Source organism: Pseudovibrio ascidiaceicola (genome assembly GCF_900114245.1).
Lineage (GTDB): Bacteria > Pseudomonadota > Alphaproteobacteria > Rhizobiales > Stappiaceae > Pseudovibrio > Pseudovibrio ascidiaceicola.
In genome coordinates, this window is sequence record NZ_FOSK01000014.1 from 1 (window position 1) to 25,999 (window position 25,999).

Annotated in this window: 22 protein-coding genes; 17 read left to right on the top strand and 5 right to left on the bottom strand. The window is 53.3% G+C overall.

Annotation, left to right across the window (positions count from 1 at the left end):
• Window positions 1–13: 13 nt before the first annotated feature.
• The 17 genes from BM231_RS21860 (at window position 14) to rbsK (ending at window position 20,333) form a co-directional block, all read left to right on the top strand.
• The gene (locus BM231_RS21860) at window positions 14–1,915 is read left to right on the top strand and encodes an ABC transporter substrate-binding protein (protein ID WP_093523033.1); all 1,902 of its coding nucleotides are present in this window, start codon (window positions 14–16) and stop codon (window positions 1,913–1,915) included.
• Between the two features lie 97 nt (window positions 1,916–2,012).
• Complete coding sequence (locus BM231_RS21865; RefSeq protein WP_093522856.1) at window positions 2,013–2,999, top strand: ABC transporter permease; 987 nt, start codon at window positions 2,013–2,015, stop codon at window positions 2,997–2,999.
• Window positions 3,000–3,006: 7 nt separating this feature from the next.
• Complete coding sequence (locus tag BM231_RS21870) at window positions 3,007–4,149, top strand: ABC transporter permease (protein ID WP_093522858.1); 1,143 nt, start codon at window positions 3,007–3,009, stop codon at window positions 4,147–4,149.
• A gap of 12 nt (window positions 4,150–4,161) precedes the next feature.
• Complete coding sequence (locus BM231_RS21875) at window positions 4,162–5,160, top strand: ABC transporter ATP-binding protein (protein WP_093522860.1); 999 nt, start codon at window positions 4,162–4,164, stop codon at window positions 5,158–5,160.
• 12 nt (window positions 5,161–5,172) lie between these two features.
• A complete protein-coding gene (locus BM231_RS21880; protein WP_093522862.1) occupies window positions 5,173–6,213 on the top strand; it encodes an ABC transporter ATP-binding protein in 1,041 nt (346 codons plus the stop codon).
• The gene (locus BM231_RS21885; RefSeq protein ID WP_093522864.1) at window positions 6,203–7,438 is read left to right on the top strand and encodes an HAD family hydrolase; all 1,236 of its coding nucleotides are present in this window, start codon (window positions 6,203–6,205) and stop codon (window positions 7,436–7,438) included. Before BM231_RS21880 ends, BM231_RS21885 begins: the two co-directional genes overlap by 11 nt.
• A 37-nt stretch (window positions 7,439–7,475) precedes the next feature.
• The gene (locus tag BM231_RS21890; protein WP_093522866.1) at window positions 7,476–9,989 is read left to right on the top strand and encodes a hypothetical protein; all 2,514 of its coding nucleotides are present in this window, start codon (window positions 7,476–7,478) and stop codon (window positions 9,987–9,989) included.
• Window positions 9,982–11,073, top strand: a complete 1,092-nt coding sequence (bglB, locus tag BM231_RS21895) for a beta-galactosidase BglB (RefSeq protein ID WP_093522868.1) — start codon at window positions 9,982–9,984, stop codon at window positions 11,071–11,073. Before BM231_RS21890 ends, bglB begins: the two co-directional genes overlap by 8 nt.
• Window positions 11,063–12,448: a glycoside hydrolase family 28 protein gene (locus tag BM231_RS21900; protein ID WP_093522870.1), complete on the top strand. Its 1,386-nt coding sequence runs from the start codon at window positions 11,063–11,065 to the stop codon at window positions 12,446–12,448. The genes bglB and BM231_RS21900 overlap by 11 nt, the downstream gene beginning before the upstream one ends.
• 11 nt (window positions 12,449–12,459) lie before the next feature.
• Window positions 12,460–13,218, top strand: coding sequence for a 2-dehydro-3-deoxy-D-gluconate 5-dehydrogenase KduD (kduD, locus tag BM231_RS21905; RefSeq protein ID WP_093522872.1), 759 nt, complete (start codon window positions 12,460–12,462; stop codon window positions 13,216–13,218).
• Between the two features lie 91 nt (window positions 13,219–13,309).
• A complete protein-coding gene (gene kduI / locus BM231_RS21910; RefSeq protein WP_093522875.1) occupies window positions 13,310–14,146 on the top strand; it encodes a 5-dehydro-4-deoxy-D-glucuronate isomerase in 837 nt (278 codons plus the stop codon).
• A 378-nt stretch (window positions 14,147–14,524) separates the two neighbouring features.
• Window positions 14,525–14,944 (top strand): D-ribose pyranase, encoded by a 420-nt coding sequence (rbsD, locus tag BM231_RS21915; RefSeq protein WP_063310989.1) that lies wholly within the window; start codon window positions 14,525–14,527, stop codon window positions 14,942–14,944.
• Window positions 14,945–14,986: 42 nt separating this feature from the next.
• Window positions 14,987–16,480, top strand: a complete 1,494-nt coding sequence (locus tag BM231_RS21920; protein ID WP_093522877.1) for a sugar ABC transporter ATP-binding protein — start codon at window positions 14,987–14,989, stop codon at window positions 16,478–16,480.
• Window positions 16,481–16,485: 5 nt separating this feature from the next.
• Window positions 16,486–17,430 (top strand): ribose ABC transporter permease, encoded by a 945-nt coding sequence (gene rbsC, locus BM231_RS21925; RefSeq protein ID WP_063296787.1) that lies wholly within the window; start codon window positions 16,486–16,488, stop codon window positions 17,428–17,430.
• 29 nt (window positions 17,431–17,459) lie between these two features.
• Window positions 17,460–18,341 (top strand): ribose ABC transporter substrate-binding protein RbsB, encoded by an 882-nt coding sequence (gene rbsB / locus BM231_RS21930; protein WP_063296788.1) that lies wholly within the window; start codon window positions 17,460–17,462, stop codon window positions 18,339–18,341.
• Window positions 18,342–18,410: 69 nt separating this feature from the next.
• Entirely contained in the window at window positions 18,411–19,406 is a 996-nt protein-coding gene (locus tag BM231_RS21935) for a LacI family DNA-binding transcriptional regulator (RefSeq protein WP_093522879.1), read from the top strand.
• A gap of 9 nt (window positions 19,407–19,415) precedes the next feature.
• Entirely contained in the window at window positions 19,416–20,333 is a 918-nt protein-coding gene (gene rbsK / locus BM231_RS21940; RefSeq protein WP_093522881.1) for a ribokinase, read from the top strand.
• Window positions 20,334–20,447: 114 nt separating this feature from the next.
• On the opposite strand, the gene queF is transcribed toward rbsK, so the two are convergent.
• The 5 genes from queF to BM231_RS21965 all read right to left on the bottom strand — a co-directional run bounded on the left by queF (window position 20,448) and on the right by BM231_RS21965 (window position 25,674).
• A complete protein-coding gene (queF, locus tag BM231_RS21945) occupies window positions 20,448–20,915 on the bottom strand; it encodes a preQ(1) synthase (RefSeq protein WP_063310993.1) in 468 nt (155 codons plus the stop codon).
• A gap of 72 nt (window positions 20,916–20,987) precedes the next feature.
• Window positions 20,988–21,728 (bottom strand): 7-carboxy-7-deazaguanine synthase QueE, encoded by a 741-nt coding sequence (gene queE / locus BM231_RS21950; protein WP_093522883.1) that lies wholly within the window; start codon window positions 21,726–21,728, stop codon window positions 20,988–20,990.
• Entirely contained in the window at window positions 21,707–22,063 is a 357-nt protein-coding gene (gene queD / locus BM231_RS21955) for a 6-carboxytetrahydropterin synthase QueD (RefSeq protein ID WP_093522885.1), read from the bottom strand. Before queD ends, queE begins: the two co-directional genes overlap by 22 nt.
• Window positions 22,063–22,761 carry a 7-cyano-7-deazaguanine synthase QueC gene (queC, locus tag BM231_RS21960; protein ID WP_093522887.1) on the bottom strand — a complete coding sequence of 233 codons (699 nt, stop codon included), beginning with the start codon at window positions 22,759–22,761 and terminating at the stop codon, window positions 22,063–22,065. Before queC ends, queD begins: the two co-directional genes overlap by 1 nt.
• A 219-nt stretch (window positions 22,762–22,980) precedes the next feature.
• The gene (locus BM231_RS21965) at window positions 22,981–25,674 is read right to left on the bottom strand and encodes a hypothetical protein (RefSeq protein WP_208860565.1); all 2,694 of its coding nucleotides are present in this window, start codon (window positions 25,672–25,674) and stop codon (window positions 22,981–22,983) included.
• Between the last annotated feature and the right edge of the window lie 325 nt (window positions 25,675–25,999).

Below are 25,999 nucleotides of genomic sequence, written 5' to 3' on the forward strand. Positions count from 1 at the left end.
GGGGGAGAATTTGATGAAGAGCGTTACACTCACGTCGATTGCTGCTTTGACGCTGCCGTTTCTGGCCGCCAATGGCTGGGCCTATAACGAAGCGCCCATGCTCAAGCAGTTAGTTGAAGCCGGTCAATTGCCGCCGGTTGAAGAGCGCCTGCCGAAAAATCCACGCGTCATTCCAGTCTACGACAGCATCGGCACCTATGGCGGTGTCATGAAGCGTGCATTCAAAGGCCCAAGCGACCGCTGGGGCCCAACCAAGCTCATGGAAGAGCGTGTGGTTGAAACCTACATGGACGGTGACAAGAACCTGTCTCTTGTTCCCGGCTGGGTTGGCGAATATTCCGTGAGTGAAGATGCCCGCGAGTTCACCTTTACAATCCGCGAAGGTCTGCGCTGGTCCGATGGTGCACCTGTCACCACCCGTGACGTTCGCTTCTGGTATGAGGATGTGTTCCTCAACGAAGACTTGATGCCATCCATCAAAGCGCTTTACACCTCCAACGGTGTGCCAATGAAGCTGTCTTTTGCGGATGATTACACCTTCACTGTTTCCTTCGAAAAGCCTTACCCGCTGTTCCTGACAGTGTTGGCCAAGGAGAGCACCGGTCGTCCGGGTCTGGATCGTCCCGGCTTCATCGAGCCATTCCACTACCTCAAAGACTACCACCCAGCCTACGCTGACACGGCCAAGTTAGAGGCAGCCATCGCCAAGTATGGTGCCAAGAAATGGACGGACCTGTGGGATTCCAAAGGCCAGATTCAGGCGTGGTGGTTCAATCCGAATATGCCGGTTCTCACCGCCTGGCGCGTAAAAACGCCACCGCCATCTGACACTGTCGTGATGGAACGCAACCCTTACTATTACGGCGTGGATGCGGAAGGTAATCAGCTCCCTTACATCGACCAAATCGAGCACCGGCTGTTCCAAGACCCTCAAGCCATCAACTTCATGGCGATCCAAGGCGAAATCGACCTCCAAAACCGCCACATCAACGTGGCCGACTTCACGCTGCTGAAGGAAAACGAAGCCAAGGGTGACTACACCATTGAAAAATGGACCAAGGCGCTCACATGGTCGATCATCCCGAACCTGAATTCCAAAGACAAAATCAAGCAGGCGCTGTTTGAGGACATTCGCTTCCGTGAAGCTCTCAACATCTCCGTGGACCGCGAAACCGTCAATGAGCTCGCATTCTCTGGCTTAGGTGAGGCGCGTCAGGCTTCCCCAATCTCCGGCTCTCCGTTCTACGATGAAGAAGCTGAAGCACGTTGGACAGAGTACGATCCAGACAAAGCAGCAGAACTTTTGGATGCTATCGGTCTGACCGAACAAGACGGGGATGGCTATCGTTTGATGTCCGATGGTCGCCGTCTCAGTCTCGTACTTGAAACCCGATGGGATATCCAGGGCGAACTACTCGAAGTCGTTCGCACTTACTGGCAAGATGTTGGTATCGAAGTTCTGGTCCGCATCATTGACCGCACACTCTACCAGCAGCACGTTGATACGGCTGACTTCGATATGGTCCTCGATACGTTTGATCGCTCCTCCGTCATTACAGCCGACCCACTGCGTTTCCTGGGCCGTTACGGTTTCGCGCAAAGCTACTTCAACTGGTGGAGCACCAACGGCAAGTCTGGTGAAGAGCCCCCCAAAGATCATCCAATCAGAGATGTATGGAAGGCATGGGAAGGAGCCCAGACTGCACATAGCCTTGAAGAAGCAAATGCCTATGCGCAGCAGATGGTGACCTTGCACAAGCAATACGGTTGGCATGTTGGGCTTGTTGGTGAAACGCCTGCGGTCTACGTGCGTAAAAACAGCCTGAAAAACTTCCCTGCGGGGTTCGTCCACGACGACGCGTTACGCGGCGTTGGCCTCGCATATCCGCAGCAGCTCTATTTCTCCCAAGATTAATCTGCCTTGCGGTTGAACTGGCGGCGGCGATCCCGATGCCTCCGCCAGTTCACAACTTCAATGCTTCCTTACAAGTACAATAAAACGGAAAAGGGATATGGCAGGTTATATTGCGCATCGCCTACTGTGGTCGATCCCGACACTGATCGTTATTACGATTGCCACATTCGTTATCATTCAGCTTCCACCGGGTGATTATGTAACAGCATACATTGCAGAACTGGTAGAAACTGGCGAAGTCATTGATGCGGAAACAGCAGCTCACATTCGTCATGAGTTTGGTTTAGACCGCCCAATGTACGAGCAGTTCCTCACATGGATCGGCGGAATTCTGCTCCACGGTGACTTCGGGCTGTCTCTCGACTGGAAACTTCCGGTATCTGAGTTGATCTGGGATCGGATTGGTCTCACCCTGCTGATCTCCATGCTTTCATTGTTGATGACATGGGTGATCGCTATTCCAATCGGCGTATATTCTGCCACGCGTCAGTATTCATTCCTCGATCATCTGTTCACCGTCCTGGGCTTCCTCGGTCGCGGTATTCCGGACTTCTTGCTGGCTTTGGTGCTGATGTGGATGGGGTTCCTTTACTTCAATTTCCATGTTGGCGGACTGTTCTCGCCAGCCTATGAAAACGCTCCGTGGTCTTTTGCCAAATTCATTGATCTTCTCTCCCACCTCTGGGTGCCGGTGCTTGTACTGTCTACCGGTGGAGCTGCTGGCCTGCTGCGCATCATGCGCGCCAATATGCTGGAAGAACTGGGCAAACCGTATGTTGAGACCGCCTACGCACAAGGCTTAAGCGAGCGACAAGTCGTCTGGCGCTACCCGGTGCGCGTTGCTCTAAATCCGTTCATTTCCACCGTTGGCTGGGCTTTGCCTGCACTCATCTCTGGCGATGTCATCACAGCCGTGGTGCTGAACCTACCAACAACCGGCCCACTGCTTCTGCGCTCCTTGCAGAACCAGGACATGTATTTGGCTGGTGGCTTCATTCTCATACTGAGCGTCTTCACCATCATCGGCACATTGCTTTCAGACATCCTGCTGGTGCTGACCGATCCGCGCATTCGTCATTCGTGAGGGCACTATGTCAGAGCAAACTCTAAGCGATACTGCTGTTGAACCTGCAGCAGAGGTGAAGGAAAACTCCTCCTACACCGCCAAGCCACTGACCTTGATGTGGTGGCGTTTCAAAAAACATAAACTAGCCCTATGGTCTCTGGGCGTGATCATCCTGCTTTATCTGGTTGCCGCATTCGCTGGTTTTCTGGCGCCGTATGATCCGTTCAAACACAACAGACTTCATCCGTTCGTTCCGCCGCAGTCCATCCACCTGTTTAGTGAAGATGGCACATTTCAGGGCCCATTCGTTTATGGCCTGAAACGCCAGCGCGACCCAGAAACCGCGCGTCTGTCTTTTGAGGAAGATACCAGCAAGATCAATCGAATCCGGTTCTTCGTCGAAGGTGATAAATACAAGTTCTGGGGTCTCGTCCCAACCAAACTGCGCTTGTTCGGTGTCGAAGGTCGTCGCAACCGGATCTACATTCTTGGAACAGACAAGCTCGGTCGTGACCTGTTCTCTCGTCTGGTCTACGGCGCTCGTGTCACGCTCTCCGTTGGTCTCATCGGTGTGTTCTTCTCCTTCGTAATCGGCATTACGCTCGGAAGTCTGGCAGGTCTCATCGGCGGAACAATTGATACCGTCATCCAGCGTATGGCCGAACTCGTCCGCTCCATTCCAACCATCCCGCTCTGGCTTGGTTTGGCCGCAGCCCTTCCGGTGAATTGGGATCCGATCCTCGTCTACCTGCTCATCACAGTCATTCTGGCACTGATCGGCTGGACCAACTTAGCACGTGTTGTCCGCGGTCACTTCATGACCATTCGCAATCAGGACTTCGTGCTGGCGGCCCGCCTGTCTGGTGCAACCAAAACCCGCATCGTGACCCGTCACATGCTGCCGTCCATGACCTCCTACGTGATCGCGGCAATCTCTCTGGCGATCCCGGAGATGATCCTTGGCGAAACAGCGCTCAGCTTCCTCGGTCTGGGCTTGCGTCCTCCGGTCATCAGTTGGGGCGTATTGCTACAGGATGCACAGAACCTGCGCTCGATTGCTCTGGCTCCGTGGCTCCTCATTCCTGGCGTGGCGATTGTCGTGACAATCCTTGCTTTCAACTTCCTTGGCGATGGCTTGCGTGACGCTGCCGATCCCTATCAGAAATAAGGAGAACGGATCATGCAGGATGAAACCATTCTCGAAATCAAAGATCTCAACATTTGCTTTGAGATGCGTGAGGGCACCGTCAATGCCGTAAATGGCGTGAATTTCTCAGTCAAACCGGGCGAGGTGCTTGGTATTGTCGGAGAAAGCGGCAGCGGTAAATCCTTGAGTGCACGCTCAATCATGAACCTGCTGCCACGCAACGCGACCGTTACTAACGGTTCCGTAAAGTTCAGAAAGACGGACGGAGAAGTTATCGACATCCTCGCTGAGAAGCGAGAAAGCCGTAAAATGCGTGAACTACGCGGCGGTCATGTGGGAATGATTTTTCAGGAGCCGATGACGGCTCTTAGCCCGGTGCACTCCATCGGCAAGCAGATCATGACCACACTGAGCTTGCATACCGATCTTTCCAAGAAAGCACAGGTGGAGCGGGCAGCAGACCTTCTGGCTATGGTGCAGATGCCAAAGCCGATGGAAATGCTGAAGAAGTACCCGCACCAGCTCTCTGGCGGCATGCGTCAGCGTGCCATGATTGCCATGGCACTTTCCTGTAATCCAAGCTTGCTGCTGGCAGATGAGCCAACAACGGCGCTGGATGTGACCACAGAAGCACAGATCCTCGATCTCATCATGTCCTTGCAGGATGAGTTGAACATGGCGGTGATCTTCATCACCCATAACTTCGGTGTGGTGGCAGAAATCGCAGATCGTGTCTCGGTCATGTATCTGGGCAATGCGGTGGAAACGGCAGCCGTGGATGACATCTTTTACAATCCAAAACACCCATACACACGTGCGTTGCTGCAATCCATTCCGCGATTGGATGGTCAAAAACGTCATCGCCTTCAAACTATTGAAGGCATGGTGCCAGATCCGTTCAACCTGCCAACTGGGTGCGTCTTCCACACACGCTGTGCTGAAAAGATGGCAGGCAAATGCACCAGTCAGATCCCGGAGCTAACGCATTTTGAAAACGATCAGATGGCGCGCTGCCATCTCCATCAGGCATAAGGGCGAACTCCTATGACGACTATTCATATCCCTGATGATGCGCTGATCAGCGTTGAAAAACTGCAGATGCACTTCCCGATTAAAAAGGGATTTCTGGGCAGAGAGCAGGGCGCAGTTAAAGCCGTTGATGATGTATCTTTTTATATCAGAAAAGGTGAAACTCTGGGCATCGTAGGCGAAAGTGGATCCGGCAAATCTACCACGGCTCGGGCCTTGTTGCGTGCTTATGAACCAACTGGCGGCAGCATCCGCTTCAAAGATCCAGATGGTGCCTGGCATGACTTGACGCACAAATCCGAAGCTGAAATGCGCAAGTTGCGGCAGCACATGCAGATGATCTTTCAGGATCCGTATGCATCACTCAACCCACGTATGACTCTACTGCAGCTTGTCAGCGAACCGCTCGTCAACATCGGCGTCACCAACAAAAGTGAGCTGGAAGACCGGGTTGCTGATCTGTTGAGCAAAGTGGGTCTGCGTCCTGAGAACATGAGCCGCTACCCGCACGCGTTCAGTGGCGGACAGCGCCAGCGTATCGGCATAGCTCGTGCTCTGGCTCTCAACCCAACCTTCATAGCAGCTGATGAATCCGTATCCGCGCTGGATGTGTCTATCGCAGCACAGACTATCAACCTGCTTCAGGACCTGCAGGAGCAGATGGGGCTCACCTATCTCTTCATTACGCACGATCTGAGTATGGTGGAGCACATCAGTGATCGTATCGGCGTGATGTACGCAGGTCGACTGGTGGAAGTCGCTGATACCGCAAGCTTCTTTGAACAGCCACTACATCCATATTCTGAGGCATTGCTCGCTGCAATCCCGATCCCGGATCCCAAACGCGCCCGTGCTAAAAAACGCGGTCTTGTGAAAGGCGAAGTCGCTGATCCGGCAAACCTGCCTGCAGGCTGCGCATTCGCAAGCCGTTGTCCGCACGCATCGGAACTCTGCCACATGTCTAATCCAGAACTGACCGAAACAGCAGGCGGACGGTTTGTGCGCTGTCACCATTCTGCTGACCTGAAGCTACAAGGGGCAAACTATGACCAATAACAACGGAAGCCTCATCGCCTTGAGGCAAGGCCTTCAGGAACCTGACGAACTTAATCTTGCTCGCAAATGTGCGCCTGTCTTGCGTCTGGACAGGTCTGAGCCATGGCGTCCAACTGCCATTGGTTTCACTGTCTTTTCTGAGGCAGGCAAATCACTAAGCAGTAAGTTTGAGATTGTGCCCAAAGCCGATCGCGTCATCGAGTATGCGATCTTCTGGGACTATGACATCCAGCATCTTTACGACCTGGAGCACGTCTGGGTTCATCTGAACGCTGAGGATCAGGTTATCGCCGTTGAAGCTTCTCAGCACGGCAAACGCGTTGAAATGAAAAACGGTGACGCCCTGCCGATTGAAAATGGCCGCGTCACACTTTGGGCAGAACCTGGCAAACACGCCCATTTTGCATCCCGTGATGCCATGAAAGAACGTGAAGCTCACACCCGTTACGAGTGCTCGTTGGGGGCGGGGTTACATGGTGTTCATATGGGGAATCCATTCTCGCTGGAGTTTGGTGAGATCACTCCATATGAACACCGCCTCGCACGCCTGCAAATGCAGCGCTTGGTGCTGGAGCCATCCTACGGCGAAACACTGCGCTGGGATTGTGCTGAGGGCGATCTGCTGCCATGGACTCATGTTGAAAGTTGGATTCCGGAGCGTGTAAAGCACCTCATTAGTGATCTGCGTGAAACCCTTCCGCATTTCAAAGCCATCTTTCTGGATTGTGGTGACACACTCATTGATGAAGGCACTGAAATCAAAAGGGAAGGCAGCGATGTTGCTTATGGCGCTGAGCTGTTGCCACATGCCCGTGAAGCGCTGAACACGCTTGTTTCCCGCGGCTACCGTCTTGCCCTCGTGGCAGATGGCCCTCGCGCAACCTTTGAGAACATCTTAGGGCAACACGATCTGTGGGAGCATTTCGAAACACACACCATTTCAGGTGATGTAGGTGTTTTGAAACCCGATTACAGAATGTTCGAGTGCGCCATGTCTTCACTCGGCCTGAGCGAAGCAGATGCAACTAGCATTGTCATGGTGGGCAACAACCTTGAACGTGACATCAAAGGTGCAAACGGAGCAGGCCACAAGAGCATCTTCCATAAGTGGACGCAGCGCCGCAACGTGATGCCGACTGATGCCAGTGAAGAGCCGACCCGCACCATCTCATCGCTTCATGAGCTTGTGAGCTGCATTGAGCAGATTGAGCTGTCGCTCGCCTGAACCCCTGAGAAGTACCCCATTTACAAGGAGTGGTTTTGTGCCAAAGACACAATTCCCCTGGCAGATCAAAAAGGGTGAGCCCTTAAGCTATTGGGAGGTCTCTGGGCTGACGGAGACACCCTTTGCTGGCGAGGCAGATACGCTGCCCGACAAGGTGAACTACACCTACATCAACGGTTTTACGGATGTCGGTGACCTGCCATGCCGCATTGCCTTCTGGAATGACATGAAGGGCAGGGAGGTTCCATGTCCGCATGATGCCCAGCTGACTGAGACACGCATCCAGCCGTCGCAGTCTGTGCTGGACTTCAGCGGCTTCTGGTTCTGCCCAACCCATCTGCAGCGTGTTCTGCGCTGTGTGGTCAATGCTCCGGCTGCGGGCAACTATCAGTTCCGTGTCCGCACCGCTGGCGGTGTTCGCGTCTGGGCGAATGGGAAGCTTGGCTTCGCGTTTGAGCCTTTGGTGCGCAATAAGCCGCAGGAGAGCGTCGAAACGCTGGCCCTGTCTGAAGGCGCCAACGAGATCCTCGTGCATCTGGAAGACATCGCTGAGCGTGATACCGTCTACTCCTTGGAGCTCATCTATGAGGGCTCTGAGGCAACAGAAGCTGATCTTCAAGTTGGTCTTAGCGCCTCCTATGATGCAGAGGCGCTCAAGGCAGCCGAAGCATTCATCTCCAGCGTCCAGCCAGATAAGCTTTACTACTCTGAGGGACATGTAGAACTGCAATTTGACGGCGCCTTGCCGGAAGACTCTCAGATCCACGTTGAAACGCTGCCACTGCTCAAGCCAACGCTGGCAGGTAGCAAGAACGCCTATACCTTGCCAAAAGGCTCCAATCGCCTGATTGGCCCATGTGTTGATGAACTTGCACCAGCCACCAACCTCGTTCGGGTTACCCTCGTAACGCAAGGACTTGGCGTTGCGCGTGAGGTTGGCGTTGTGTGCCTGAAAGACTTGCAACAAGGTTCTGGCACAACACTAGAAGAACGCCGCGCAGAGCTTCTAGCATCCAGTGCGCAGACTGACGGAAGTCATCTTTCCCATGCCTTGGCTAAACTGCATGAGGGCACTGATCTGGAAATAGCTGAAAAGCTGCTTCTGGAAGCTTTGAGCAAGATCTCGCGGCGTGAAGATTGTGCTGATTTTGCCTTCCTGCCACTGCTTTGGATCTGGAAAGACCACGCATGGACAAAGCTTTCAGAGCAAACCTGGCGCCGTGTCCGTTCCACCATCCTTGGCTTCCGCTATTGGTTCGATGAGCCGGGCAATGATGCCATGTGGTTCTGGAGTGAAAACCACACACTCTGCTTCCACGTATCTCAGTATCTGGCGGGATCAATGTTCCCGGAAGATCTGTTTCTCTGCTCTGGTCGCTACGGCCAACTGCAGAAGCAGGTTGGCTATGAGCGGCTGTTGAAGTGGTTTGAGACCGTGGAACGGGATGGACTGGCGGAGTGGAATTCCATTCCATACTACCCGATCGACCTTATCGGCCTGACAGCACTGTATCATCTGTCTCCGGATGCCGATATCCGTGATCGCTCCAAAGCACTTATGGATTCCATCTTCCAGATGATGGCCCTACACACCCAGTCCGGCTTGCCTGCAGGCACCATGGGGCGGTGTTACGACAAGGACATCTTTGCCGGCCCAGCCAGCGAGCTGGCAACACTCTGCCACTTCGCATGGGGCAGTGGGTTTGTGTCCTCCGGCAACTTCGCCTCAACCATGATCGGGTTGAGTGATTACACACCGCCAGAAGAAACCAGTGCATATGCGCGGGTGCCGAAAGGTCGTGCTCTGGAGACCAGCTATACGCAGGGCCATGAGCATGCTGGTAAGCTGAAGCTTTACAAAACCGCAGATGCGCAACTTTCGACCGTGGTGGATCACAAGACCGGTCAACATGGCCATCAGCAACACGTGCAGGATGTGATGCTTGCGGGCAACCCTTACGCGCGGTTCTGGGTCAACCATCCGGGAGAAACACAGGTCTGGGGCAGTGGACGTCCATCCTACTGGTCTGGCAACGGTACGCTTCCGCGCGCCGATCAATCAGGCCCAGCTGGTCTGATGATTTTCAACGGAGCTGAGGAAGAGGCGGACTTCACCCATCTCTACGCACCATTGCATGTGTGTGATGAGCATGAACTCACCGGCAACTGGCTCTTTGCCCGCGTCAAAGACGGCTTCACCGCCTTCTTCGCCGCAAACGGCATTGAACCACTGCAAACCGGCTGTTTCGCGGGTGTCGAGTTCCGCAGTGAAGGCCGTCGCAACGCGTGGCTAACCATAACCGGCTCAGCGCAAACAGAGACCTTCGCTGAGTTTAAAGCACGTCTGCTCGCCAGCAAAATCAGCTGGAATGTGGAGGCTTTGACCCTAAGCGCTGAGATCGAAGGACAAGGCGCTCTCTCCCTCAATTGGGAAGGGGAACTGACAGCCAATGGTGAGCGCATCAGCTTCGAAAACCTCAGCCCCGTTCCTCGCATTGGTCTGAAACGGTTGGATCAATCTTGCTCAACTCAGGAGGCAGCTCATGTTTGAGACATCCAGACTTGAAGAAGCGTTGGCCCTGACGGCAGATGGGTTCCGTAGTCTCAAGGGCATCAATGATGCTCCATCAGAGCTTGATGGCGACGGGTCCATTCATTTCGATGAGTGGGACTGGGAAGTCGGCGTCGGCCTCTACGGCTTTTACAAGCATGCCTGCAAAACGGGCGATGAGCGCATGAAGCGCAATTTGGCCAACTGGTACGACATGCAGATCGCACGCGGCCTGCCACCGCGTCAGATCAACTCCACAGCGCCCATGTTGTGCCTGGCCTTGCTGGCGCGGGAAACCAACAACGAACGCTGGAAGCAGATCGTGACAGATTGGGCGGAATGGCTGATCAACGACATGCCTAAGACTGTCGATGATGGCTTCCAGCATCTGGTCAAGGAACGCGAAAATGACGGCCAGCTCTGGGATGACACACTCTTCATGGCAGGTCTGTTCATGGGCGTGGCTGGCGACTGGCTGGATCGTTCGGATTGGGCGGAGGAAGCCTACTACCAGTTTCTCGTCCATGGCCGGTATCTGTCAGATCCGGCAAGTGGCCTCTGGTATCACGGTTGGACGTTCAACGGGCATCACAACTACGCTGATGCGTTCTGGGCGCGAGGCAATGCTTGGATCACAATCGCAGTGCCGGAGCTCTTTGAGCTTGTCGGCGAACGTTATGGCCCGGCAGCCCGCCAGATCAAGGCGCTCTATCGCCGTCAGGTAGAAGCTTTGCTGCCGCTTCAGCTGGAAAACGGCATGTGGCCAACTCTGCTTGATCAGCCGGACTCCCCACCAGAAACCTCTGCGACAGCGGGCTTTGCTTATGGCCTGCTGCGCGGCGTGAGGACGGGAATTTTGCCAGAAAGCTATCTGCAACCGGCACTCAAAGCAGCATCAGCCGTGCTGGAGCGGATAGATGGGGCTGGGATTGTTCAGGAAGTCTCTGACGGGACGGCCATGGGGCATGACTTCGAGTTCTACCGGAACATTCCGAACACCCCCACACCATACGGGCAGGCTCTGGCAAGCCTTCTTTTGATTGAACTTCTTGCTGCTAAGGAAATTTTGCAAGATGTCGCTTAATACACACCATGTCACTGTCGCAGACGGCGAAAAAGACATAACACATGCCGTCCAGCAAGCGATTGACGCAGTTCATGCAGCTGGTGGTGGTCAAGTCGTGCTGCCAAGAGGGCAGTGGATCTCAAAGGCATTGAAACTCAAATCCTTTGTCGATCTGCACTTGCCAACCGGCTGCGAGCTTTCCTGTTCAACCGACTATGCAGACTATGAAGCTGGCAAAGTCTCTGTCATTGCGGAAGATTCAGACCGCGCCTTCATCACAGCGCGTGACCAGCAAGGCATCTCCATTTCCGGCAGCGGAACCATCCACGGCCACAGCGATAAATGGTGCGGTCGTGACGGCCTCTTTGAAGGCACGTTCTGGCCGAAGATGCTACGCCCGCGTATCGTCGTCTTCGAAAACTGCAAAGACATCAGCCTCACAGGCATTTCCATTGTGGAAGCGCCCATGTGGACCATCCACCTGATCGCCTGCCATCAGCTAAAGGTGGAAAGCCTGCGCATTCTCAATGACATGCGCATGCCAAACACAGACGGCGTCAACTTCGACAGCTGTACCGATGCCTCCATCTTCAACTGTGTGATCCGCGCAGCCGATGACGCGGTCTGCGTGAAAACCTGCCGCAAGGAAGATGAAAGCCTCAACGGTCCGGCTGAGCGGATCATCGTCAGCAATTCCATCCTGTCCTCCAAGTCCTGCGCCCTGAAAATCGGCACAGAGACCTATCAGGATGTGCGGGATGTGCTGTTCACCACCTGCACAATCACCGAGTCCAATCGTGCATTCGGCATCTTCTCCCGAGATGGCGGTGATATCGAGCGCATCCGCTTCTCCAACTGCACTGTGCAGTGTGAGCAGACGCCGGATGGGTTCTGGGGCAGCGGCGAAGCGATCACTATCAATGCGCTGCCACGTGTTGCAGGCGATGTGCCGGGCTATGTGCGCGATGTAGCAGCAGACGGCATCACAGGCCGTGCGCAGGGAGCGATCAACATTGTTGGTCACGAAACCCAGCAGATTGAGAGTGTCACCCTCAGCAACATCCAGCTTTCACTGGAAGCAGGCAAGTTCCCGGATGCTTACTATCTGGACCTGCGTCCAAGTCCGCATGACGTAAACCTGCTCGATAACCCGGAGCAGGGCCGCCGCAACGCGTGGGTCAAAAACGAAGCTGGCCAGATCCTCGGCCTGGAGCCGTACCCGAACGGATTGCCGGGTCTCTGGCTGGATCAGGCCAACAACATCACGTGCAACGATGTTGTGATCCATCGGCCTGAAACGCTGCCGAAAGGCTGGTCTGAACAGGAGACCGAGCTCGGCCATGTAACCAACGTTTGCTTCAGCAAACCTGCAAGTTCTCTTAGTGCTGTTTAGGAATAAGACATATGCTGAATCAGTTTGATTTGAATGGAAAAACTGCAATCGTAACGGGCTGTGACACTGGCCTGGGGCAGGCGATGGCTGTTGGGCTCGCCAAAGCTGGCTGCGATATCGTTGGCGTCAATGTGGTGGAGCCAAAAGACACCATTGCCGTAATGGCCGAAACAGGCCGCAAGTTCTTTGATCTTCGCGCAGACCTGAGCAACAAAGAAGCGCTTCCAAGTGTGGTCGCCGACGCCGTTGCTACTACCGGTAAGGTCGATATTCTGGTCAACAACGCTGGCATTATCCGCCGCGAAGATGCGCTGGATTTCTCTGAGGACGACTGGGATGCGGTAATGAACCTAAATATCCGCTCACTCTTCTTCCTCTCCCAACTGGTTGCAAAGCAGTTTGTAAAGCAGGGTCACGGCGGCAAAATCATCAACGTGGCGTCCATGCTGTCCTATCAGGGCGGCATTCGTGTCCCGTCTTACACCGCCTCCAAAAGCGCCGTTCTGGGCTTGACCCGCGCGCTGGCAAACGAGTGGGCAAAGCACGGCATCAACGTCAACGCAATCGCGCCGGGTTACATGGCGACCAACAACACCACCGCCTTGCGGGCTGATCCAGACAGAAATCAAGCGATCCTTGAGCGCATCCCGGCAGAACGCTGGGGCGAACCGACAGATGTTGCAGGACCATGCGTCTTCCTCGCCTCTGAGGCAGCCTCATATGTCAACGGCTTCACCATCGCTGTCGATGGCGGCTGGCTCGCCCGCTAACTGAAATACAAAACCAAAAGCAGATAACGCGCAGTTGAAAAATTGAGCGACTGGAGACCTGCGCTCAATTGCCGAATTTTAGGAGATCATCATGGAAATCAGACAAGCAATTCACAGCGAGCACGCCAAAACACTGGACACCGAAGGTCTGCGCCGCGAGTTCCTCATTGAAAGCGTCTTCGCTGCTGATGAAATCACCATGACCTACAGCCACGTAGACCGTATCATCGTTGGCGGTGTGATGCCGGTGAACACAGAAGTCGTGCTGGAAGCTGACTATGGTAAGAAGCTGGGTGTTTCTTATTTCCTTGAACGCCGTGAGATCGGTTTCATCAATGTGGGTGGCCCGGCTGTCATCACTGTCGATGGTGAAGCCTACGAAGTTGCGCAGGAAGAAGCGCTCTACGTTGGCATGGGTGCAAAGGATGTATCCTTCAAAAGTGCAGATAAACAGAACCCGGCCAAGCTCTATTACAACTGTGCCCCAGCACATAGAACCTATCCAAACAAGAAGGTCACACTGGCAGAAGCCTCTCCGGTTACTCTGGGCGATGCTGAAAACTGCAATGAGCGCACCATCAATAAGTACTTTGTGCCGGATGTACTCCCAACCTGTCAGCTGCTCATGGGCATGACCAAACTGCATCAGGGTTCCATCTGGAACACCATGCCAGCTCACACCCATGATCGCCGTATGGAAGTGTATTTCTACTTCAATATGAAGGACGATGCCGCTGTGGTGCATATGATGGGTGAACCGCAGGAAACCCGCCACTTGTTCGTTCACAACGAGCAGGCAGTGATCTCCCCAAGCTGGTCCATCCATAGCGGTGTCGGCACCCAGTCCTACACCTTCATTTGGGGCATGACTGGCGAAAATCAGGAGTTCACCGACATGGACCACATAGCGGTTCCTGATTTGAAGTAAACAGCCACTGATCTTTGAAATGACACAAGCCTCGCTCTGAAAAGGAGCGGGGCTTTTTGTTTGGCAGCAGGACTTCGGGTTTAATATCCCCAAGATCTCATTAATAAAAAATAGGCGCAAATTGTCTCAGTTGTAGGGCAGGTGCCTTCTGTCAGCCCACTCTAAAGGGCCAGAGCGCATCCGCAATAAATCCATATAACCTCTGATATTTTTGCGATTCAGCGCCGCAGAGAAAAGATGACGGTCTTTCAGTATGCCTGAATTGAACTGGAAAGATTCCAAAAATTGACTCGCGCAAACGTTTGCGCAAACGGTTGCGTAACCCATGCGCGGCTGCTAACGTCTCTTCAATCGAGACAACGCGGAGGAACAGCTGCAATGAAGAAGGGCGTACTTTTAAACGCTCCGGTCTCTACCATAATCTCTCACATGGGCCATGGGGATGGCTTGTGTGTAGGAGATGCCGGACTCCCAATTTCCAAGGATGTTGAACGCATCGACCTTGCAATTACAAAAGGCCTGCCGGGCATGCTGGAAACGGCAAGCGCGATCACAGCTGAAATGCAGGTGGAGCGGGTTGTCATTGCTGAAGAGCTGATTGAACACCAGCCAGCTTATCACCTGCGCTTGCGTTCGCTCATTGCTGAGATCGCAAAGGTGCAGGGCAACAAAGTAGAGACCACAACTGTCTCTCATGAGGAATTCAAGGCATTAACGGGTAAATGCCGGGCAGTGGTGCGCACCGGAGAATGCACACCCTACGCCAATGTGATTTTCTATTCAGGCGTAACGTTCTGAAGAAAATCTGAAAACCATTCGGGCTTTGGGAGAGGACACCCAGTGACAACCCTTCTTGAACTTCAGGGAATTGAAAAATCCTTCTCCGGGATCAACGTGCTTAAATCCGTTGATCTGACCATCCGTGCTGGACGCGTTGTGGCGCTGGCTGGTGAAAACGGAGCTGGTAAATCAACCCTGATGAAAATTATATCAGGCATCTATCAGCGCGATGCGGGTACGGTGATCTACAAGGGCAAAGAGGTCAGGTTCACCACGGCACGTCAGTCCATGGATGCCGGTATTGGTATTATCCACCAAGAGCTTAACCTGCTGCCTGAGCTGTCTGTCGCAGAAAACATCTATCTGGGCCGGGAACCCACCAAACTGGGCAAAATCCAGTGGGATGTGATTGAACGGGAAAGCAAAAAATACCTCGCACAGCTGAAGCAGGATATCGACCCTAAAACGCCACTGGGCAAACTCTCCATCGCACAACAGCAAATGGTCGAGATCGCAAAAGCGCTCTCGCTGAACGCTGAAGTGATCATCATGGATGAGCCAACAGACGCGCTCACCGACATCGAGACAGCCATCCTATTTGAAGTCGTGGACGAGCTGCGGGCACAAGGCAAAGGTCTCGTCTTCATCTCACACCGTCTGGGTGAAATCTTCCAGATGTGCGACGACATAGCCATCCTGCGTGATGGTGAGATGGTCCATCAGGGGCCAGTCTCTGAAATCACCGAGGACGACCTGATCCGCCACATGGTGGGCCGTGAACTCTCCGATCAATATCCATTCGTACCAGCCGTTCCGGGTGATGTGCGTATCGAAGTTGAAAAGCTTACCGCCCACGGCGCACAGGAAGTCTCCTTTACTGCGCATGCAGGTGAAGTTGTCGGCTTTGCAGGCCTTGTTGGAGCAGGGCGCACCGAGCTTGCAAAGGCAATCTTCGGCGCCAATCCAATCCAAAGCGGCGCGGTCAAAATTGACGGCAAGGCAATCCGCCTCAGATCTCCGCAGGACGGAGTGAAAGCGCAGATCGGTTACGTCACCGAAGATCGTAAACAGGAAGGTCTTGTCCAGTCTCAGGAGTTGGGCACCAACATGTCCCTCACAGGGCTGGACCGGTTCTGCAATGCGCTCGGGTTCGTCAACAAAGCTTCTGAAGCCGTCACCATCAGCGAATACATCGAAGCGTTCGCCATCAAGACCAGAGATGCAAACACCATCATCTCCAACCTGTCAGGTGGCAACCAGCAGAAGGTCTCCATCGCCAAGTCATTGGTGCCGGAACCCAAGGTCCTCATTCTTGATGAACCCACACGCGGTGTGGATGTTGGCGCAAAACGCGAGATCTACACGCTCATCAACAAGCTGAAGGCAGAAGGGCTCTGCATCCTGTTGATCTCTTCCGACATGCCAGAGCTTCTTGGCATCTCTGATCGCATCCACGTCTTGTCCAGCGGCAAGCTGACCGGATCGTTCGCACGAGCCGAAGCCACTCAAGAAAACATTATGCGCTGCGCCGTTGCTGGCCAAACAAACGGGTAAAACAGATGAAGCTCAACGACTTTATCAGTGAAAACAAGTCTCTGATTGGCCTTATCATCCTGATGGCCGCAGTGTCCTTCGCCAATGCCAACTTCCTTGGCATCGACAACATGCTCAACATCCTGCGTCAGACATCAATCAACGCAGTCATCGCCATGGGCATGACCTTCGTGATCCTGACGGCGGGTATCGATTTGGCGGTCGGTTCCATTCTGGCCTTCGCTGGCGCCATCTGCGCAAGCCTCATCGGCATGGACACACCGCTCATCATCGCACTGGTCGCCACCATCATGGTTGGCGCGGGCCTTGGTGCAACAAGTGGCGTGATCATTAGCTACTTCAATGTCCAGCCGTTTATTGCAACGCTGGTTGGTATGACCATGATCCGCGGCGCGACGCTGGTCTATACGCAAGGTCGCCCGATCTCCACCGGTTACTTTGATGTGGCTGAAAGCTTCTATCAGTTTGGTGGCGGTTACATGTTCGGCATTCCGAACCCAGTGATCCTCATGGTGGTTATCTTTGCGCTCTGCTGGTTCGTTCTCAGCCAGACCCGCTTCGGTCGTTACGTTTATGCCATTGGCGGCAATGAAAACGTGGCCCGTCTGTCTGGCATCAATGTCAAAAAAGTCAAAATTCTTGTCTACGCCCTCAGCGGAGCGCTCGCAGCACTGGCAGGCATCATCCTGACAGCTCGCCTTGAATCTGCACAGCCAACAGCAGGTCTGGGATACGAGCTCGACGCAATTGCAGCCGTGGTTCTTGGCGGCACAAGCCTTGCAGGCGGCAAAGGCCGGATCTTCGGCACCATCATTGGTGCCCTTATTATCGGTGTATTGAATAACGCACTGAATATTATGGATGTTTCATCCTACTACCAGATGATCGCGAAAGGTGCGGTTATCCTTCTGGCGGTTGTCGTCGACAGCCGTGGCAAATCAAACGCGTGAGCAATCAAACTGAACCTCGGGAGGTTTCTATGAAAAAACTAGTAAGTTTGGCAGCAGGTGCTGCTCTTCTTCTCGGCTCCACAGCAGTTTCAATGGCACAGGACACACTGGCTCTGGTCGTGTCCACTCTGAACAACCCGTTCTTTGTGACCTTGAAAGAAGGTGCTGAAGCACGCGCAAATGAGCTCGGCTACAAGATTGTTGTTCTTGACAGCCAGAACGATCCTGCAAAAGAACTGGCAAACGTGGAAGACGTGCTGAGCAAGAACGTTTCGATCCTGCTCATCAACCCAACAGACTCTGACGCTGTTTCCAGCTCCATCCGCGCAGCAAACCGCAAAAACGTACCAGTGGTCACACTCGACCGTGGCGCAGCACGCGGCACTGTGGAATCCCACGTGGCGTCCGACAACATCCTCGGCGGCGAAATGGCTGGTGAGTTGATCGTTGAAACCCTGCGCGGCAGCGGCAAGATTGTTGAGCTGGAAGGTGTTCCAGGTACTTCTGCTGCACGTGATCGTGGTACTGGCTTCAAAAAAGCAATGCACGGCGCTTCTGGCATCGAGCTTGTTGCTGTACAGCCAGCAGACTTCGACCGCACCAAAGGCCTGAACGTGATGGAAAACATCCTGCAGGCACAGCCAGAAATCGATGCTGTTTTCGCACACAACGATGAAATGGCTCTGGGCGCGATCAAGGCAATCGAAGCGGCTAACCGCGACATCCTCGTTGTTGGCTTTGACGGCACTGACGACGGCGTAAAAGCTGTTGAAGAAGGTACAATGCTGGCAACTGTTGCACAGCAAGCTGGCATGATTGGTTCCATCGGCGTAGACACTGCGGACAAAGTCCTCAAAGGTGAAAAAGTCGATGCGTATACCCCAGTTGCGCTGAAGCTTGTTACCAAGTAAGTGCAAGTAATCTGAATAAGATCGGGTTTGGCGTAAGCGCCAGGCCCGACTCTTAGAACCGGAGCGGAAATGGTCAGTATCAAGGATGTTGCACAAGCTGCGGGGGTATCCGCATCTACAGTGTCTCACGTGATCAACGAGACGCGCTATGTTGCACCCCTGACCAAGCAAAAAGTCGAGGAAGTTATTCAGGCTCTCGGCTTCCAGCCAAGCATGATGGCGCGCGCGCTCAAGGTAAAGCGCACCAACATCATCGGCATGCTGGTTTCAAGCAGTTCCAACCCTTTCTTCGCAGACGTGGTACGCGGCGTGGAAGAGGGGTGTTACCAACACAATTTCAGTCTCATCCTGTGTAATTCCGGCCATCAATCCGACAGGCAGCTGGCAAACCTCAACACCTTGCTTCAGCGCCGCATTGATGCCCTTCTGGTGATGACTACCAAAACAGACCCTGCGCTTTACCAGCAGCTCAGCAAGCTAGGTAAACTGCCAAAAGCAATCCTTGATTCAGCCCCGCACCCAAACGCCTGCACTTTGCAGGATGACTCCGTATTAGGTGGAAGACTGGCAACAGAACATCTGATCAAGAGCGGCCTGACCAAAATCGGTTGCCTCATGGGACCGCAGGATCATCCACGATCCATTGAGCGTTACAAAGGCTATAAATCAGCCATGGAAGCGGCAGGTCTGCCTGTCGAAGCTAAATGGCAATCCGCCGGTCTTCTCACCGCGTCTGGCGGCTATGAAGGCATGAAGCAGATTTTGGAGGCTGACAACCAGCCCGAAGCCATCTTTGCCTTCAACGACTTGATGGCGATGGGTGCCTATCGCGCTATTCAGGAACGTGGTCTGCGCATTCCCGAAGATATCTCCGTTATCGGATACGATGATGTTGAGTACGCGTCCTACATGGCACCCACACTAACAACAATCAAACAGCCCAGCTTTGAGCTTGGGCTGAGCGCTGCAGAAGCGTTGATCAATCATCTGGAAGAAAAAACAGAAATGCCACCGGTCATCAAGCTGGTGCCGGAACTGATCGTCCGCAGCTCTGTTATTAACTAGGAAGTATTCATGTCCATCGTCATTGTCGGTTCCATCAATGTTGATATCACAACCCGTTCTGACCGGTTGCCACAGCCGGGTGAAACGCTGCATGGACACAGCTACACCATCAATCTGGGCGGCAAGGGCTGCAATCAGGCCGTTGCAGTCTCCAAACTGGGCGGGGACGCACAGCTCGTCGGACGCATCGGCAAAGATGGTTTTGGTGACATCGCTGCCCAGCATCTGGCGGACATGGGCGTTTCAACAGAGCATGTGCACACGGATGCAAACCACGGCACCGGCATTGCGGTCATCGGCGTGGATGCAAACTCCGAAAACAGCATCACCGTGATTGGCGGCGCAAACCTTGCCGTTGACGAAAGCGATCTGGAACGCACATCAGATGTGCTGAAGAGCGCCGAAATCATGCTCATGCAGCTGGAAATTCCGGTTGAGACCTGCCTGAGCGCAGCAAAGAAAGTCCGTGCGTCTGGCGGTAAGGTGATCTTTGATCCAGCTCCTGCACCAGTTGATGGCTTGCCGGAGGGCTTCCTGCAAAACGTTGATATTGCAACGCCAAACGAGACCGAAACCGAGATCCTGACCGGCTTCCGCCCATCCAATGCTGAAGAAGCAGCCCATGCCGCAAATTTACTGCGTGAAAAAGGCGTTGCAGCAGCTGTTGTGAAGCTGGGCGCACGCGGCGTCTACTTCAAGGATGAGACAAGCGAAGGTTTTGTCGAGCCGTTCAAAGTGAATGCGATTGACACCGTAGCAGCAGGAGATTGCTTCAACGGCGGCCTGGCCTATGCACTGTCCTGCGGCAAATCTCTGGCAGAAGCTGTGCGCTTTGCAGCCGCTTGCGGCGCGCTGTCCACCACCAAACACGGTGCAGCTACATCCGCGCCAAGTCTGGCGGAAGTTGAAGCTTTGATGGGGGCTTAAGGCTCTCAAAAAGAATGAAGTTGGGGTTGGCAGCCTTTTCGCAACCCCAACTGTTAAGACGCATTCCCGAAAAGCGGATGCCGGCTTTCGGATAAGAATACGCCAGGCAAATGTTTAACCGCGACCGCGATAGGTCGGCACGCCCTGTTCAGGAATCCAGACGCCTTTTGGCTCTTCACCGGTCTGGTAGAACACATCAATCGGAATACCACCGCGCGGATACCAGTAGCCGCCAATACGCAGCCAGATCGGGTTCAGTGTGTCCACCAGACGCTTACCGATGGAAACGGTGCAGTCTTCGTGGAAGGCGCCATGGTTGCGGAAAGATGTCAGGAACAGTTTCAGGGACTTGCTCTCAACAAGCCATTCATCCGGCACATAATCAATCACCAGATGAGCAAAATCTGGCTGATTGGTGATCGGGCACAAAGAGGTAAACTCAGGCGCTGTAAAGCGCACTGCGTACGGCGTGCCCTGTTGTGGGTTCGGAACGCGTTCCAGAACGGCTTCTTCAGGGGATTGTGGCTGAACAGTATCACCGCCCAGCATGGTCAGATTTTTATAGATATCGTCGTTGCTCATTGTTCTCTCGAATTCTTCGTTCTCATGCATATCCGTCATTAAAGGCTGATCACCAGCTTGCCGGAATATGCTTTAAACACCGCGCTTGTTGCCCCACAGCAGCACGTGCAGCTGCGGCAGAATGCGTGGCTTGAACCATTGATCGGAAACAGTTTTGTCCACCAGCCAGTGCATGCGATCCATGATGCCATCCATATCGATCTGGGCGTCAGCTTCCTCAGGAGGAGGAGGGGTATGGTTCCCTGGTTGCAGATACATTGGCAGATAAGGGTAGCGCTCGCCAACCTGCTTGGCCCAGTCGTAATCGACATCATCGAACACAACCACTTTGATCACACAGGTGGCAGAGTTGATGGCCGCGTCCAGACAGGCATCGAACTTGTCCCAATTGACAGTCTCACCAGAGGAAGGCGGTTTCGGGCTCAGCACCAGCGTATCCAGATCTGCAAACCAGTCCCGCGCAACAGATCCCTGTGTCTCGATGGCGAATTTATAACCCTTCGCTTTGCCGAGTGAGATTACTTGCGAAAAATCCTGAATGGCAGGATTACCGCCAGAAAGGGAAACTGTGATCGGCTGATGACCGGACAGTTCCTCAATCTTGTGCCAGACGTCCGCACTGTCCATCTGATCCCAGGTATGACGATAGGCACTGTCCACCGCATGCAAGGTATCACACCAGCTGCAACGATAATCGCAGCCGCCAGCGCGTACAAATACGGTCGGTTCACCAATCAAAGCACCTTCGCCTTGTATGGTTGGCCCGAAGATCTCGCTGATACTGAGTTTACTCATGGCCGGTATTCCGCCCATGTTTTTGGCGTTTCACTCACACGCACAGCGCAGGTCTCCACCCAGTGCCCTTTGCAGAACTCATAGACGGTCTTGGCCAGAAATTCAGAGGTGACCTGATCATGCCCAAACACCTCATTCAGGTGGCGATGATCCAGTTCGTCATCAATGAAACGCTTGAGTGGCTTCAACTCCGTGAAGTCCACCACAAAGCCATGCTCATCCAGATTCTTACTGGCAAGTTCAATCACCACAATGTAGTTGTGGCCATGCAGGCGCGCACAGGGATGTCCCTCCGGCATTTCGCAGAGTTGGTGCGAAGCCGAGAAGTGAAATTCCTTTGTGATTTTGTACATTATGGTTCCGCTCGTTCCACCACGGCTTTCCAGTAGTCCGGATCCGCGTATTCCGTTGGGTCCTCAACACCCGCAATGTCAAAAGCTTCGCGCCGTTCAACACAGGTGCCGCACCGCCCGCAGTGTTTCTCTCCGCCTTTGTAACAAGACCACGTGTCCTCAAACGGCACGTTGATCCGGGCACCTTCAGCAACGATGGCACCCTTGGAGATTTCAACAAATGGCGTGTAAAGGCTCACATTGGCATAGCCGTCCAAAGCCAGCTTCTGCATGGCTTCAAAGCTTTTGATAAAGCCAGGGCGACAGTCCGGATAGATGAAGTGATCACCCCCGTGCACCGCCGCAGCCACAGCATCGGCCTGCTGAGCAGCCGCAATGCCAAAGCCGATGGACAGCATGATTGCGTTTCGGTTGGGAACCACAGTGACCTTCATGTTCTCTTCGGCATAATGGCCGTCAGGAACATCAACATCATCGGTTAGAGCGGAGCCGCTTAAATGCGCTCCTATCTGGCTCATGTCCAGAATATGATGAGGCACACCAAGCTGCTTTGCAGCATGCGCTGCATAGTCCAACTCTTTTTTGTGCCGTTGGCCGTAATCAAAAGAGACGAGGCCGAGCAATTCGTTTTCACGCGCAACCTTGTAGGCAAGCGTGACCGAATCCAATCCGCCGGAGCAGATTACGATAGTCTTCATAAGGTTTAGTCCTTGTTTTCGCTGTTGCCGGGTAGGCTGCGACCGGCACTCATTGCTGAGCAAATCGGTAACTACCAGACTAAAACCTCAAGGAAAAGGACTAATTCGCTCTCTGCATATATCTCATGGATAACCTGCTGAGTATAAATGCAGATCACACCTCAGGGTTGCAGATGTTCTGCCCAGCGCCCATGTTTGATGCCGCAGGGTTCGCACGCATCAGGACGCGAGGGTCAACAGTTTAACTTCAAGCTGCACCAGAACGGGTCTCAGAACATTGACGTCATTATCCAGTTCACTGAAGGGATGCCGCCTGTAAAGCTTGATCGCCTTGTCACTGTCGAGCCGCGCCAGCAACGGCCGTATAAGGCGCAAAGCATCTTCGCGGGCCTTCTTGCGCTCTGGAAGTGACTTCTTCTTGTCACCAATGATCTGCGCATATGTCCGCAGCTCACCAGGAATAATTGGCTTTGTGACACACGTGGTGAACCGCTTCAAACTGCCCGTATTGACGTAGTCTTGGCCAGCCTCTTGTTGGCTGGCAACCTTGGTAACGAAGTCGCCTTCAGCATAGGCCTTTGCAGCCTCCATGCGGGTGATGGCCTTCTCAGCGGACTTGACCACATCCTTGGCAATATCTTCCCGAAAACCGGTCAGCTCACCGCGCATCGCGTCATACATCCCCTTCATCTCTTTCAAACGGTCCATGTTCTCTTCATAGGAAGAGTTTACGGCGCATTCCTGCTCAAGCAGCTTTACCTCTGCTAAAAGATCTTTGAAGCGGGTAGGGTCGAAAGTTTCTTCATTAATGCGAGGAAAGCCCTTCAAAAGCGCCTTTGCACCTTTCCAGCTTTTGGACTTTGCGGTGAGCATTTCCAGCTCATCCTTCATTGGGCCAGAGGTTTCATTGAACTTGCCCTTGGCAAGCTTGCGATCAATCTCGAGCTGGACACCCGCTTTGTAGTCTTCTTCGATCTTCTCAAAGAATTCATCCTGCTGGGGGGTGGTGTAAGGTCCATCTATCTCCTCATCAAGCAGCGTAACCCGGGCTTTCAATTCTTCCAGATACTTGTCCGCTTTAACTTTGACGGCGTTCACCTGCGAGATAGCTTCTTTCAGATCATCCACAGTGTCTGCGTTATGGGCTGTCATTTGGGCCTGTTTCAGCTCTAACTCTAACTCACCATGATAGACTTTCTCATGTTTGGGCTGCCTCATCCTCTTAAATCTCTTGGCAAGCTCAGGGCGCGCCGCGCCCAATTTCGCGAGCAAACTTGGGATCTCCTTGAAAATCTTTTCAATAGGATCAAGTTTCATTTCAAAGACTGCTCTGAAACTGACAGCGTCATCAAGTTGTCTGAGCAGAGGCTGCAGACGCCCTCCGTCCAGCTTGTTGCACCGACCCAAGGCCTTGTTGATGTTCATATCAGGTGCTTGTTCGCGTAAAAGACGAACATCTTCCTCAAGGTTCATTTTAGCTTCAATGTAGTAGATCGCTTTCTTACCAGATTTCGTGGCTGCGACCTTATCAAGAATCTTTTGAGTACGGGTCTGTAGGTCATCGTATCCAGTTGGATTGGCGTTGATGCCTGCCAGAATGTCTTCTGTCTTAATGAATTCTTCAAGTGCAATGGCTTCCATCCCCGTTACGCCTGATGATCGCAGTTCATCTAAAAATTCAAGAGATTCCAGAAGCTTGTTGATCGTTGTACGGGGAACAGCCTTAACGTCCTTACCGTCGGGCCGTTTCGGGACGGTTGCCATGACATCTTTATCCAGCCCTTCAGTGTCAACAGCGCGCGCACGAGCTTCTGTCTTGCTGTCCTTCGTGACGACCAGATGATCCGCATCAAACACAACAAACTTCTCAAGCTGTTGTCGAAAATTTTGGGTCCGTCCATCCAGATTTTTCTGGGCCCATTCGTCTTGCTTGATCCACCTTTCGCGGCGTTCAGCCTTTCCCTTCAGTTCCGTGATCACGCGCAGGGTGGACGAGAGATTACGCGTTTCATCACTTTGATAGGTACGAAGGTCCGCCAGTGTATCTGATGCAGCAGTGGTAGGCTGAACCATTGTCATACTCTCACAAAGGGTCTCAATATATCTGGCCATGCTGCGCAGTTCCGGCAAAGCTTTTTTACAGGCCTCTGCATCAGACATAAGCTCCTCCCACCGCGCATCGGAGGGGCGAGATACAGCGTCCTGATACTGGTTCATCTCAACAAGTAGGCTAGTTGCCAAACCAGAGTAATTAGCATCCTGCAAGTCGTAGATGATCTCCTTCACCTTCTTAACATCCTGGCCGATCAGAATTTGATCTTCGGTACTGACGTAGGTTACAGGATGCACCTGCGCATCCCGTAGGAGGTTTTTCATATCTTTAAGTTTGCGTTCCACCTCATCAAGTGTCACCTCGCAAGCTGCAAAGTTGTAGACGCCGCTTTGAACAATGGCTTTATCCAAAAGTAACCCGACCATTTCGTGGGCAGTTTTGAAAGCCAGTTTCTCATCTTCGAGGCCCTTAAAGATCTGAATTTCTAGGAAAATTTCTTCTTTCTGTAACTTGAAAGCTGCGATTTGATCGCTAATCATCTTGCTTAAAGTCTGATCGGGCGTATCCGGCATATCGATCACTTCAAGGGGATTGTTTTGGAGCATGACCATTTCGTTTTTGAGCTCAAAGATCCGCCCACTATCGTCAAATGTCATTGTGGCCGCCGCGTCGCGTCGCGCTTCTTTTTCTGCCAGAAGACGGTCATGCTCGTCCATCTGGGCAGTTGCTTGTGCAAGCTCTTCCCGTTCCCGCTCGCGTTCAGCCTCGATGACAACACCAAAGGCTTCCGCCAAACTTGGAAATTTCTCGCCAATCAATGCGAACATTTGCCGAGCCCAGGGTTCCTCAGTGGAACTCATGTGATTTTCAGGGGGATCCGTTCTGGCTTCTGTTTCTTCATTTCCTGGCATCGGAGGTTCACTCACCCTAATTATGAGAGGTATTCAAACAGGAAAACCAGCGGTCAGATGCGTCTGGCATCTCCGCAAGGCTCCACTCCAACAAACTGCGCGCAAACGCACACCAGACCGTTATGACGGACCTTCATGAAATATGCGTTGTGATAAATGGTTCGGTTTTCTCTTATTATTGATCTAATTCTGTGTCGCTTATGGCCGTTGAAGAACCGCATGCAAACCGCCAGACTTTCTTAGGACAAGAGCGTGTAATCTGAGCACAATCGTA

What these genes read in the sequence shown, in the direction of transcription:
- BM231_RS21860 (WP_093523033.1), top strand. Translation starts at nt 14, where the DNA reads ATGAAGAGCGTTACACTCACGTCGATTGCTGCTTTGACGCTGCCGTTT.
- BM231_RS21865 (WP_093522856.1), top strand. Translation starts at nt 2,013, where the DNA reads ATGGCAGGTTATATTGCGCATCGCCTACTGTGGTCGATCCCGACACTG.
- BM231_RS21870 (WP_093522858.1), top strand. Translation starts at nt 3,007, where the DNA reads ATGTCAGAGCAAACTCTAAGCGATACTGCTGTTGAACCTGCAGCAGAG.
- BM231_RS21875 (WP_093522860.1), top strand. Translation starts at nt 4,162, where the DNA reads ATGCAGGATGAAACCATTCTCGAAATCAAAGATCTCAACATTTGCTTT.
- BM231_RS21880 (WP_093522862.1), top strand. Translation starts at nt 5,173, where the DNA reads ATGACGACTATTCATATCCCTGATGATGCGCTGATCAGCGTTGAAAAA.
- BM231_RS21885 (WP_093522864.1), top strand. Translation starts at nt 6,203, where the DNA reads ATGACCAATAACAACGGAAGCCTCATCGCCTTGAGGCAAGGCCTTCAG.
- bglB (WP_093522868.1), top strand. Translation starts at nt 9,982, where the DNA reads ATGTTTGAGACATCCAGACTTGAAGAAGCGTTGGCCCTGACGGCAGAT.
- BM231_RS21900 (WP_093522870.1), top strand. Translation starts at nt 11,063, where the DNA reads ATGTCGCTTAATACACACCATGTCACTGTCGCAGACGGCGAAAAAGAC.
- kduD (WP_093522872.1), top strand. Translation starts at nt 12,460, where the DNA reads ATGCTGAATCAGTTTGATTTGAATGGAAAAACTGCAATCGTAACGGGC.
- kduI (WP_093522875.1), top strand. Translation starts at nt 13,310, where the DNA reads ATGGAAATCAGACAAGCAATTCACAGCGAGCACGCCAAAACACTGGAC.
- rbsD (WP_063310989.1), top strand. Translation starts at nt 14,525, where the DNA reads ATGAAGAAGGGCGTACTTTTAAACGCTCCGGTCTCTACCATAATCTCT.
- rbsC (WP_063296787.1), top strand. Translation starts at nt 16,486, where the DNA reads ATGAAGCTCAACGACTTTATCAGTGAAAACAAGTCTCTGATTGGCCTT.
- rbsB (WP_063296788.1), top strand. Translation starts at nt 17,460, where the DNA reads ATGAAAAAACTAGTAAGTTTGGCAGCAGGTGCTGCTCTTCTTCTCGGC.
- BM231_RS21935 (WP_093522879.1), top strand. Translation starts at nt 18,411, where the DNA reads ATGGTCAGTATCAAGGATGTTGCACAAGCTGCGGGGGTATCCGCATCT.
- rbsK (WP_093522881.1), top strand. Translation starts at nt 19,416, where the DNA reads ATGTCCATCGTCATTGTCGGTTCCATCAATGTTGATATCACAACCCGT.
- queF (WP_063310993.1), bottom strand. Translation starts at nt 20,915, where the DNA reads ATGAGCAACGACGATATCTATAAAAATCTGACCATGCTGGGCGGTGAT.
- queE (WP_093522883.1), bottom strand. Translation starts at nt 21,728, where the DNA reads ATGGGCGGAATACCGGCCATGAGTAAACTCAGTATCAGCGAGATCTTC.
- queD (WP_093522885.1), bottom strand. Translation starts at nt 22,063, where the DNA reads ATGTACAAAATCACAAAGGAATTTCACTTCTCGGCTTCGCACCAACTC.
- queC (WP_093522887.1), bottom strand. Translation starts at nt 22,761, where the DNA reads ATGAAGACTATCGTAATCTGCTCCGGCGGATTGGATTCGGTCACGCTT.
- BM231_RS21965 (WP_208860565.1), bottom strand. Translation starts at nt 25,674, where the DNA reads ATGAGTTCCACTGAGGAACCCTGGGCTCGGCAAATGTTCGCATTGATT.